11 protein-coding genes are annotated in these 11932 nt (G+C 34.4%); 9 read left to right on the top strand and 2 right to left on the bottom strand.

The features are described 5' to 3' along the window. Positions 1 to 65 precede the first annotated feature (65 nt). A complete protein-coding gene (gene ald / locus FA046_RS06530; protein ID WP_136825584.1) occupies positions 66 to 1202 on the bottom strand; it encodes an alanine dehydrogenase in 1137 nt (378 codons plus the stop codon). 167 nt (positions 1203 to 1369) lie between these two features. On the opposite strand from ald, the gene FA046_RS06525 reads away from it, so the two are divergent. The 9 genes from FA046_RS06525 to FA046_RS06485 all read left to right on the top strand — a co-directional run bounded on the left by FA046_RS06525 (position 1370) and on the right by FA046_RS06485 (position 9742). Continuing rightward, positions 1370 to 2134 carry a DUF3891 family protein gene (locus tag FA046_RS06525; protein WP_136825583.1) on the top strand — a complete coding sequence of 255 codons (765 nt, stop codon included), beginning with the start codon at positions 1370 to 1372 and terminating at the stop codon, positions 2132 to 2134. A gap of 123 nt (positions 2135 to 2257) precedes the next feature. After that, positions 2258 to 3064, top strand: coding sequence for a LiaF transmembrane domain-containing protein (locus FA046_RS06520; RefSeq protein ID WP_136825582.1), 807 nt, complete (start codon positions 2258 to 2260; stop codon positions 3062 to 3064). Positions 3065 to 3074: 10 nt separating this feature from the next. Continuing rightward, positions 3075 to 3416 (top strand): DUF4288 domain-containing protein, encoded by a 342-nt coding sequence (locus tag FA046_RS06515; RefSeq protein WP_136825581.1) that lies wholly within the window; start codon positions 3075 to 3077, stop codon positions 3414 to 3416. 7 nt (positions 3417 to 3423) lie between these two features. Further along, positions 3424 to 4458, top strand: a complete 1035-nt coding sequence (locus tag FA046_RS06510; protein WP_136825580.1) for a sensor histidine kinase — start codon at positions 3424 to 3426, stop codon at positions 4456 to 4458. Beyond that, a complete protein-coding gene (locus FA046_RS06505; RefSeq protein ID WP_136825579.1) occupies positions 4455 to 5192 on the top strand; it encodes a LytR/AlgR family response regulator transcription factor in 738 nt (245 codons plus the stop codon). Before FA046_RS06510 ends, FA046_RS06505 begins: the two co-directional genes overlap by 4 nt. Before the next feature lie 26 nt (positions 5193 to 5218). Then, positions 5219 to 7231 carry an NAD-dependent DNA ligase LigA gene (ligA, locus tag FA046_RS06500; RefSeq protein ID WP_136825578.1) on the top strand — a complete coding sequence of 671 codons (2013 nt, stop codon included), beginning with the start codon at positions 5219 to 5221 and terminating at the stop codon, positions 7229 to 7231. Then, positions 7228 to 7764 (top strand): DUF6913 domain-containing protein, encoded by a 537-nt coding sequence (locus FA046_RS06495; RefSeq protein ID WP_136825577.1) that lies wholly within the window; start codon positions 7228 to 7230, stop codon positions 7762 to 7764. The genes ligA and FA046_RS06495 overlap by 4 nt, the downstream gene beginning before the upstream one ends. Beyond that, the gene (gene dapA, locus FA046_RS06490; RefSeq protein ID WP_136825576.1) at positions 7761 to 8639 is read left to right on the top strand and encodes a 4-hydroxy-tetrahydrodipicolinate synthase; all 879 of its coding nucleotides are present in this window, start codon (positions 7761 to 7763) and stop codon (positions 8637 to 8639) included. The genes FA046_RS06495 and dapA overlap by 4 nt, the downstream gene beginning before the upstream one ends. 317 nt (positions 8640 to 8956) lie before the next feature. After that, positions 8957 to 9742 carry an acyl-CoA desaturase gene (locus FA046_RS06485; RefSeq protein WP_136825575.1) on the top strand — a complete coding sequence of 262 codons (786 nt, stop codon included), beginning with the start codon at positions 8957 to 8959 and terminating at the stop codon, positions 9740 to 9742. Positions 9743 to 9817: 75 nt separating this feature from the next. Here FA046_RS06485 and FA046_RS06480 read toward each other — a convergent pair whose 3' ends face one another. Next, the gene (locus FA046_RS06480) at positions 9818 to 11839 is read right to left on the bottom strand and encodes a M1 family metallopeptidase (protein WP_136825574.1); all 2022 of its coding nucleotides are present in this window, start codon (positions 11837 to 11839) and stop codon (positions 9818 to 9820) included. Positions 11840 to 11932: the final 93 nt, after the last annotated feature.

The raw sequence follows: 11932 nt of genomic DNA, 5'->3' as shown, positions 1-11932 counted from the left end.
GAAAAAAGATACAGCGGAAAGTGGGACTAGCGTAACGTTTAAATGATGAAATTGCTTTTCAAAAATTAATCTTCTACTTCTTGTTTTGGATCTAAAAAAAGATGAACCGGTTTGTAATGCAAATCAAAAGCAGCTGCTACGCCTCTGTAAACTACTTCGCCGCTAATAATATTAAGGCCTTTTAGCAATTCATAATTATCTAAACAAGCTTTTCGCCAGCCTTTATCTGCCAATTCTATAATGTATGGAAAAGTGCTGTTGGTAAGCGCAATGGTTGAGGTATATGGAACTGCACCGGGCATATTACTTACGCAATAATGCAAAATACCATCTACAATATAGGTTGGGTTTTCATGTGTTGTGGGTTTGCAAGTTTCTATGCAGCCTCCCTGATCTACGGATACATCTACGATAACTGTACCCGGACGCATGAGTTTTAACATATCACGGGTAATTACTTTTGGAGATACTTCGCCGGTAACTAACACCGCTCCTACTATTAAATCGTGGTTTGCTACTAATTGTCTGATGTTATATTCGCTACTAAACATGGTGACTACATGTGGGGGCAAAACATCATTAATATACCTTAAACGTTGGATGTTGGTATCTAAAATGGTGACATGAGCACCCAAACCAGAAGCCATTTTTGCAGCTTGAACGCCAACTATCCCGGCTCCAATAATCAATACTTTACCAGGCGTTACCCCTGGCACACCGCCTAATAGTATCCCTCTGCCCATTACTGGTTTTTCTAAATACCTGGCGCCTTGTTGTATAGCCATACGGCCGGCAACTTCAGACATGGGCACTAAAATTGGCAATACTTTATTGGTGGTTTCAACGGTTTCGTATGCTAAGCAAACTGCTCCGCTATCCATCATGGCGTGGGTTAATTTTCTGTTTGATGCAAAATGGAAGAAACAAAAAATAAGTTGGTCTTTACGAGCCATTTTATACTCAAGCTCTTCGGGTTCTTTTACTTTAATAATCATTTCGGCCCTGCCCCAAACTTCATCTTCTGTTAAAATGATTTCGGCTCCGGCATCTTCATAATCATCGTTTCTAAAACCACTTGCAGCGCCAGCATGAGTTTCTATTAAAACCTGATGACCTCTTTTGACTAATTCATGAGTACCCGCCGGGGTTAAACCCACCCTATTCTCATTATTTTTCATTTCTCGAGGCACACCTATAACCATAATTTTAATATTTTTAAATAAAAAATAGATAATTATCAATAAAAAGACTAAATATTTAAATAATATTCATGAATATAAGAATATTTATATTAAAAATTAAAATTAAATCAAATAATTGCTAAGGGTTTGATAAAAACTAAGAAATCGTAATTTAGGGTTTTAATAAAATGATAGTTAGAGAAGCTCAAGATAATTTCATCTTTATCACACAACATGATCACGCCTACATTTCTGGCGAGTTTCTTGCAAATTTAAAAAAAGAATTTATCCCCTTAGAGTATCATGAATCATTAAAATTTGCTATTCATCAACATGATAGAGCTTGGATTACACCTGATGCTCATCCTTTATTAAATGATCTTACGCGTTATCCTTATACATTTTTTAATTATCCCGAAAAATTAAAACTCCACTTTTATAAACTCGGAATTGAACAGGTAGACCAAGCCAACTCTTATGCTGCAATTTTATGTAGTATGCATTATGCTAGTTTTTATAAGGATAGTGAGGACGAAATTGGCAAACAGTTTTATGAAAGAGAAAAGCTGCGCCAAAAACATTTAATTCAAAAATTAAAAATTCCGCATGACAGGCTTTTAAATTATCAATTAAAGATTCTACAATTTTGTGATGATTTATCTTTATACGTATGCTTAAACAAGCCTGGAGCTACCAAAGAAGAGGAGATAGACTTTTTTAAAAAAGGATTTCCAAATTCGGGGTTTTTCCATAAAAATGGAGAAACAAAAATTATTGCTTCTTATAAAGATAAAGACAGGAATATTGTAAAATTTAACTCCTTTCCGTTTGAAGAGCCTTTTGAGATTAAAATTCCCTTAAAAAGAATTTCTAAAAAGTTGATAGAAGAAATTGGTTTAGCCAATGCTTATGAAAAAGAAGCGATTACAACCATCAGCATCAAATTCATTTAATTATCTGCCTCCATTTTTTTACCGATTATATTAAGCCCTTTACCGATTTAATTGTGCAAACCGTCGGATTATTATTGCGATGTACTGCCGTTGCTGATACCTTTAATCTATAATTTAAAAATAATGGAAAATCAAGAAATAATAAATAAAGGCAAAAACTACGGAAAAAAAGTTGTGGGAATAGCCATACTAACAGTTGGCTTGGTGCTACTGGCTAAAGAACTAGGATTAAACTTCCCATCGTGGGTATTAAGCTGGCCAATGCTTTTGATCGTAATTGGTATTGCAAATGGCTTTAAACACCAATTTAAAAATTCGGGCTGGTTGATTATGACTTTAGTAGGATCGGTTTTTTTAGTAGAAAGAATAGAGCCTGATCTTTCTGTATTCCAATACACTTGGCCTTTAATTTTAATAGGATTAGGATTATGGTTTCTTTTTGGTCGCAAGCATCAAAATTTTGACTTTAATAAAAATAATAGTTGGAAAGAAAGTTTTAAAACAGGTTCAAATAATGGATTTGATAATTATACAGAAAGCACAAAAAATGATGAACCTGTAGATGAAAATAAAAAGCAACAACAAACAGGAGATGAATATATAGAAGCTGTTTCTGTATTTGGAGGCACTAAAAAGAATGTGCTGAGTAAAAATTTTAAAGGTGGCGATATTGTTTCCATTTTAGGAGGAGCAGAAATTAATTTCACCCATGCAGACATCAACGGAACGGTAGTTTTAGATGTGGTTCAAATTTTAGGAGGCACTAAAATTATTGTTCCTCCAACATGGAATGTAACTTCAGAAATGACTGCAATTTTGGGTGGAATTGATGATAAAAGAGCTCTTAATCAGGTATTAACTGATGGTAGTAAGGTATTGGTAATTAAAGGAACTTCCATTTTGGGTGGAATAGATATTAGAAATTTCTAAAACACAGATCATGAATTGGTTTATAGTTAAAATGATATTTCAAATTGTTAATCAAGATAAAAACTCCTTTCAGTTTGATGAGCAACTTAGGTTAATAGATGCCATAAATGAAGAGTTAGCCTTAGAAATGGCTTATCAATTAGGGCAAATGGAGCAAGAAGAATTAACATCAAGAAATGAGCAAACACTTAAATGGAAATTTATAGCCGTTACCGAGTTAAGCCATATTGGAGAAATTGCACACGGAAAAGAAATACATTACCAAATTTCTGAGCCAGAGGAAAGCCATTCTTATCTTGAAATGATTCAATTAAAGGCAACCAATTTGAAGCAAAAGAAACACTTATTTTAAGCATATTTTGGCAGCATCACCACTAAATAACAAAAAATTTAAAGTAGCCTTTATTTTACTTTTTGGTATCCTCACAGGGCTACAGTTTTTTGCGCTGCAAACCTTTGGTATTCCTCAAGAAACGGCCTTAAAAGACAGTGCTTACTCCAATATTATTTTAGCCTTATTATGCTGGCTCATCTCTAATAATCTCTCTTTTTATCAGCCAACAGGCAACAAATATATTTATGTAATTATTTGGTGTATGATATTATCTGTTGGTTTTTGCAGCATTTTAGAATTTGCCTTTCCATCAATTAACCCTACCAATCAACAGTATCAAAAATTCCTAGATTTATCTATTCCCGTAAGATATATCTTTAGCTTATTATTGATTGGTACCATGGCGGCTATAAGTATGTTGTACTATAATCAACAAGAACAACAGGAATTAGAAAGGAGAAAAAACGAAGCAGAGAAACTCACCAAAGAAGCAGAATTAGCTTCTTTAAGAGAAAAACTTCAACCTCATTTTTTGTTCAATAGCTTAAATTCTATTAGTGCTTTAACGGTTTCAAAACCATTGGAAGCCAGAAAAATGGTGCATCAACTTTCAGATTTTTTAAGAGGAACTTTAAGACAGGAAGATTCACTCACCAATTTAAAATCAGAATTAGCTCATTTACAACTCTACTTGGAAATTGAAAAAGTAAGATTTGGTAACCGATTAAATACCCTAATTGATGCTCAGCCAAATACCTTAGATTTAATTATACCGCCCATGTTATTGCAACCTATTGTAGAAAATGCAATTAAATTTGGCTTGTATGATACTTTAGAACAAGTGACCATTAGCATTAAAGCGTACTTCCAAGCGCCATATTTAATTATTGAAATTATAAATCCATACGATGCTAAAACTGCACATCCAAATAAGGGAACTGGCTTTGGTTTGGCAAGCATTCAAAGAAGGTTACAGCTTTTATATAACAGAAATGATTTACTGATTGCCCATCCAACAAAAAACCAATTTATTACCACCATTCAAATCCCTCAAACATGATTAAAGCTTTAATTATAGATGATGAGCCTTTGGCCAGAAGTATTGTTGCTGAGTACCTTGCCGCTTATCCAAATATTAAGGTGGTGCAAGAATGTGAAAACGGATTCGATGGTTTAAAAGCCATTAATCAGCATCAACCACAATTGGTTTTCTTAGATATTCAAATGCCCAAAATAACCGGTTTTGAAATGCTTGAATTATTAGACCAAGTGCCTCCAATAATTTTCACCACTGCTTTTGATGAATTTGCCATTAAAGCTTTTGAAACCAATGCCGTAGATTACCTCTTAAAACCTTTTGATGAAAACAGGTTTAAAAAGGCAATAGATAAATTTTTATCAACAAACCCTGTACAGCAGCAAAAGAGAACTTTAGCTTCCGTAAACGAGATACAATCTGCCACTCAAAATGAAAGAGTAGTAGTAAAAACTGGCAATAAAATAAAAGTAATTTCTATTTACGATATTCAATATTTGGCTGCCGATGATGATTATGTAAATATCCATACCTCGGAGGGTGCTTTTTTAAAAAGTCAGACTTTGGCCTTTTTTGAAAAAAGCTTAGACGAAAAACTTTTTTTAAGAGTACACAGATCTTACATTGTTAAATTAGACCAAATCACTAAAATAGAACTCTTTGAAAAAGATAGCCATGTTTTAATTTTAAAATCAGGAGAAAAAATCCCGGTAAGTAAAACAGGTTATCCAAAATTAAAAGCCGTTTTAGGAATTTAATGCCCTAAAAATGTATCTTCGCTTCCATGTCACTTTTTGATACAAAAGACCGTATAGATGCGCTGGTAAAAGAATTACAGCAGCATAACTATCACTATTATGTATTGGCTATGCCTACCATTTCTGATTATGAATTTGACCAGAAACTAAAAGAATTAGAAGCCTTAGAAAAAGCACATCCCGAGTTCCTTGATCCTAACTCTCCTACCCAAAAAGTAGGTGGCGAAATCACCAAAAACTTTAAAACAGTTACGCATAAATGGCCAATGATGTCATTAGGTAACACCTATAACGAACAAGATTTAATAGATTTTGATCAACGGGTTAGAAAAGCTATTGGTGATGATTTTGAATATGTATGTGAGCTAAAATTTGATGGATTATCTATTAACCTCACTTATGAAGATGGCAAATTGATAAGAGCAGTTACCCGAGGAGATGGAACTAAAGGCGATGAAGTAACCACCAATATTAAAACCATACGCACCATTCCCATCAAAGTAAATGGTGCAAATGTACCTCCATCTTTTGATATCAGAGGAGAAGTATTGATGCATAAAGCCGCTTTTGAACGTTTAAATGAAGAACGGATAGAAAACGGAGAAGTCCCTTTTGCCAATCCAAGAAACTTTGCTTCTGGAACAGTAAAAATGCAGGATTCTGCCGAAGTAGCAAAACGCCCTTTAGATTGCTTTTTATACTTTTTATACTGTGATAACAGTCCATTTAAAACACATTGGGAAAGTTTACAAGCTGTAAAAAGCTGGGGATTTCATACTTCTAAAGAAAACAAACTCTGTAAAAACATTAATGACGTTTTAGATTTCATTCAATTTTGGGAAGACGAACGTTTTAAACTGAGCTATGATATTGATGGAATTGTTTTAAAAGTAAACAGCTATGCGCAACAACAAGAATTAGGTTTTACGGCAAAATCTCCTCGTTGGGCCATTAGCTATAAATACAAAGCACAAGAAGTAGAAACCGTTTTAGAAAAAGTAAGCTACCAAGTAGGCCGAACTGGAGCAGTTACCCCTGTTGCTAATTTAAAACCTGTTTTGTTAGCTGGCACAACTGTTAAAAGGGCAACACTTCATAACGCCAATGAAATTGAGCGTTTAGATTTACATGAAAATGATACCGTTTTGGTAGAAAAAGGCGGTGAGATTATTCCTAAAATCATTAAAGTAAATTTAGATAAACGAATTGCCGGAGCACAAAAAATAAACTACATCCATAATTGCCCTGAGTGCGGAACAGAATTGATCAGAAAAGAAGGGGAAGCGGTGCATTATTGCCCTAATGATGAAGCTTGTCCGCCTCAAATAGTGGGTAGAATGCAGCATTTTATCAGCCGTAAGGCGATGAATATAGAAGGAATTGGTGCCGAAACCGTAGAGGCTTTATATCAAAAAAGGTTACTCCAACACATTAGTGATATTTATGCTTTAAAAACTCACGAAATAGAACTCAAACAATTAGAGCGTTTTGGCGAAAAATCTATTCAAAACTTATTAGAAGGAATAGAGAAATCTAAAACAATGCCTTTTGAGAAAGTGTTATTTGGATTAGGAATTAGGTATGTTGGCGCAACAGTAGCAAAAAAATTAGCACAACATTTTAAAAATATTGACCGTTTAATGCAGGCCTCCTTTGAGGAATTAAAAGCAGCAGAAGAAATTGGCGAACGTATAGCACAAAGTGTTTTAGAATATTTTGCAAACCAAGCCCACCTCAAAGAAATTGATATTTTAAAAGCCCAAGGCTTAAATTTTGAAATTGAAGAAAAGGAAGTAGTTTTGCAAAGCGAAAAATTAAGTGGCAAAACTTTTATCATCTCTGGTGTTTTTGAGAAATATAGCAGAGAGCAACTCAAAGATCTTATAGAATCTAACGGTGGTAAAATCTTAAGTAGCATTTCGGCAAAGTTAAATTACCTTGTTGCAGGTGATAATATGGGCCCTTCCAAGTTGGAAAAAGCCCAAAAATTACAAATCCCAATCATTTCAGAGGACGATTTGTTAGACCAATTAAAATGAAAAAATTATTTAGCAAATTCAGATTAAGATCTGGTTTACATCAATTAAAACAAGAAATAAAAAAAATAAGCAGAAAAAACCATTCTGTTTCTATTGAGCATGCTCAAAATATTGGTATTGTAGTAACCATTCAAAATCAGCAAGAATTAAATGAAGTAGAAGCATTAGCCAGTACTTTAAAAACAGCCAATAAAAAAGTCCGTTTGTTAGGTTTTCTTTCTAACAAAACCTTAAAACTAACGCACAATAGCAATATAGAACTCATTTCTGAGGAAGACGTAGAATGGAATTATGTGCCTAAAAAAGAGAAGATCATCAACTTTGTAAATAATGAATTTGATATCCTCATTAACTTATGTACAGAAATTTGCTTCCCATTAATGTATGTAACCGCATTATCCAAATCATTATTTAAAGTAGGGGCTTATTTTCCTAAACAAGCTGCTATTTTTGATTTCATGATAGACACCCAACAACAAAGTATCAGCGGTTTTTCGGCCGAATTAAAATATTATTTAGATAAAATAAAATGAGCAAATTTTTAGGAACCGGAGTAGCTATGGTTACCCCCTTTCTTCAGGATGGAGGAATTGATTTTCCAGGATTAGAAAAAACCATTGAACACCTTATTAATGGAAAAATAGAATACATTGTGGTGTTGGGTACAACGGCAGAATCTGCCACATTAACTAACGAAGAAAAGAAACAAATTTTTGAATTTACTGCTCAAAAAGTAAATAAACGCATTCCATTGGTGGCTGGCATTGGTGGCAATAACACTGCTGAAATTGTTTCGGCGGTAAGCCAATTCAATATTACTGGTTATGAAGCCATACTTTCTGTAGTTCCATATTACAACAAACCTACTCAAGAAGGCATTTTTCAACATTATAAAGCCGTTGCAGAAGCAGCTACTTTACCCATCATTTTATACAACGTTCCGGGGCGTACAGGTGTTACCATGTCGGCAGCAACTACGCTTCGCTTAGCAAAAACAGTTAAAAATATCATCGCTGTAAAAGAAGCTTCAGGTAATTTCGACATCTTTAATGAGATAGCCGCGAATAAACCAACAGGTTTTGATTTAATTTCTGGCGATGACCCAGTTACCCTTCCAATGATTGCTTTAGGGGCGGTTGGCGTAATTTCTGTAATCGGCAATGCTGTTCCTTTAGTTTTTTCAGAAATGATTAGAACTTGTTTAAAAGGCGATTATAAAGCCGCCCAACCAGCTCATTTTAGCTTGTTAGAATTTACCCGTTTATGCTTTGTAGAAGGCAACCCTGCCGGCGTAAAAGCAGGTATGAAGCAATTAGGCATTTGCGATGACCATGTACGTTTACCGTTGGTAAAAGTAAGTGATGAAACCCGAGCAAAAATTATTACCGAAATTAATAAACTGAATTAGAACCAATTAAGTTTAGGTTCTTTTTGAATTTAAACCTTCACTTTGAAATATATTTTTTGAAAAGGTGCTGTTGAGCAAATAATTTAAGATAGCCCTGTGTTTTGCTTTATCTCCCAATAAAAAATTGGGAGGATGCCGCTGCCACCCAGGTTTATTTAACTAGGGTTTGTGCAAAAAACCAAATAAAAGAGGAGTTTAAATTAATTTGAACCCCTCTTTTATGAACCAATCTGTCCTTATCATTTTTAATATAACATTAAAACAACATCATTAGCAATTTAATTAGTTTACCTTACCCAATTAATTAAAAACGCTAAATGGCATTTCTTATCTTTTTTATCCTTCATTGGTATCTTTCTTTATTCTTTCAGTCGGTATTTCATCATCGTTATGCGGCACACAGCCAATTCACTATGAGTAAAGGTTGGGAAAAGTTTTTCTTTATTGGTTGCTTTATCACACAAGGTTCATCTTACCTCAGTGCTAAAGCTTACGGTTTATTACACCGTTTGCACCATGCCCATACAGATACAGAGTTAGATCCACACTCGCCTAGTTATTCTACAAATATTGGCACCTTATTACTCAAAACACGTAATAGCTACAATGATATTTTTCTAGGAAAAACTATTGTAGAAGAACAATACCACAAAAACCTACCCGATTGGAATGCTTTTGACAAATTAGCCCACAATTGGATAGCTCGTGTATTATGGGGAGCAACTTATGTAGTAATCTATTATTTTATTGTTACTGCGTGGTGGATGTGGCTTTTTTTACCTGTAACCTTTGCATTAGGCGCTATACATGGTTTAGCTATAAATTGGTGGGCACATAAATTTGGTTATAGAAATTTCGAAAACGAAGACACTTCTAAAAACATTCTTCCTTTAGATATTTTATTTTGGGGCGAAGGTTATCATAACAATCATCATCAATTCCCGGGAAGAGCAAATTATGCCGTAAAATGGTTTGAAGTTGATTTTGGATATACGATGGTACGTTTACTCAATAAAATAGGCATTGTACAATTAAAAAAACCTAAAAAAATTATCCCAGCTCTTGTACCTTTAAGTTCAAAAGCCCAAATAATAAAAGCTTAAAATAGATTTTGTTTTGGTCATAAAAAAAGGAGAGCTCCTATGCAGAGCTCTCCTTTTCTGCTTATTTAAAATGCTTTATTTAGCTGCCACCCAATTATCATTAGCCGAATTAGCGTCTAACAATACATGGTTAGGATCAAAACTTACAGATTCTATAGCTTCTGTAGATGGAAATAAGAAAGTCCATGCGGCGTTGCGCTGCCAAATCTCTACCGGTAAATTGATGATTTCTGTTTTACCGCTCTTTGTTTTAATTAACAAAATAACTGGTAAAGGCATTTTTTCTAAATTATCAATTGTAATGTAAGCGCCTTTAGAAGGATCGTCATTTAAGTATTTAACATCTCTAACCGCAATATCGGCTTTCCAATTATTTAAAATCCAACCTCGCCAAAACCAGCTTAAGTTTTCTCCGGCCACATTTTCCATGGTTCTAAAAAAATCATTTGGAGTTGGATGTTTAAATGCCCAACGATTAATGTAGGTTGTAAAAGCTCTATCAAAACGCTCTGGCCCTAATATTTGCGCTCTTAAAAATACTAAACCTGTACTTGGTTTAGAATAGTTAAGTGCCCCAATATTTCTTTCTTTCATATTATCTGGACTAGAAATTACTGGCTCTAAACGTGGATTGGTATAAAACTGAGCTAATCGGTGCATATCAGTTCTTTGCTTAGGCTTATACTCTCCGTTATTAAAATCTTCAGTAGTTAAGGTGTTAATAAAGGTATTGAAACCTTCATCCATCCAACCGTACAAACGTTCATTAGAACCTACAATCATTGGAAACCAATTATGACCAAATTCATGATCAGTTACACCCCATAAATCGTCTTTTGTAGATTCCCAGCTGCAAAAAACAATACCGGGATATTCCATACCACCTTCGTTTCCGGCAACATTAACCGCATTTGGATAAGTGTATTCGTACCATTTTTTAGAGTTAAACTCTATAGATTTCTTGGTGTATTCTGTAGATCTAGACCAAGCTGTATCGCCCACACTTTCTATCGGATAAGCAGAAATTGCTAATGGATGTTTACCACTTGGCATATTCATTTTAGCCGCATCTACTACAAAAGCAGGCGAAGAAGCCCAAGCTGCATCTCTAGAATTTTTTAAAATAAAATGCCATGTTAAATCTTTTTTACCGGTTGGTCTTGATGCTGGATCTGTAACTTCGGCAGCAGACCGAATAATAACCGATTGATCACTTTTAGCTGCTAATTCCCAACGCTTTAAAGCAGTTGCAGGGTACACTTCTTGTGGGTTTTGCAACTGACCAGAACTTACCACAATATGATTAGCTGGTGCAGTAATTTTAATATCAAAGTCGCCGTATTCTAAATAAAACTCACTGGGGCCGGTATAAGGCAAAATATTCCAACCAGAAACATCATCATACACACACATTCTTGGATACCATTGCGCAACAGTAAAAATTTTACCGTTTTTGGTTTGCAAAACGCCCATTCTGTCTGATCCGTAAAGTGGAGAAACAAAAGAAAAATCTATTTTAATTTTTACTTGCGCCCCTGATGCTTTTAAATTTTGAGGTAAAAACAACTGCATACGGGTATCATTAATGATGTATTTTATATCCGTTGCTGTAGTCACTCCTTTTGCAGTACTTAACAATTTTACCGCAGATATTTTAAATCCGCCATCAAAATCTTGTCCGCCGCCACCATTTCTACTTCCTACTGGTGGAATAATAGCTGTTCCTCTAGATTTTTTACTAAACAAGTTTTGATCAAGGCTCATCCATAAGAAAGAAAGCTCATCTGGACTGTTATTGGTATAGGTTAAAATTTCTGATCCTGTAATTTCATTGTTGGTATCGCTTAATTTTGCATTTAACTGATAATCAACTCTGTTTTGCCAATATTGATGACCGGGTTGCCCACTTGCCGAACGATAGGTATTGCTTGTTGAGGTATAAAAACCATTACCAAATGCTTCATTATAATCATATTTACTATCCGGATTTAATTTTGGGATGGCAATATTTTCTCTCTGTTGTGGGTTTTGAGCGTAAGCACTGCTGACGAAGATAAGTGCAGAAAAAAGTACGCTAGAAATAATTTTGAACTTCATTGACTAAATAATTAAGTAAAATTGGTTTTAATACAAGCTAACATCAAATGTTGCTGTTTTATTTTAGATTTCAAATCTAACTTTATACTTGAG

The organism is Pedobacter cryophilus (genome assembly GCF_005116455.1).
Classification (GTDB): Bacteria; Bacteroidota; Bacteroidia; order Sphingobacteriales; family Sphingobacteriaceae; genus Pseudopedobacter; species Pseudopedobacter cryophilum.
The sequence above is the reverse complement of the archived record's forward strand: the minus strand, read 5'-3'. Positions and strand labels throughout refer to the sequence as shown.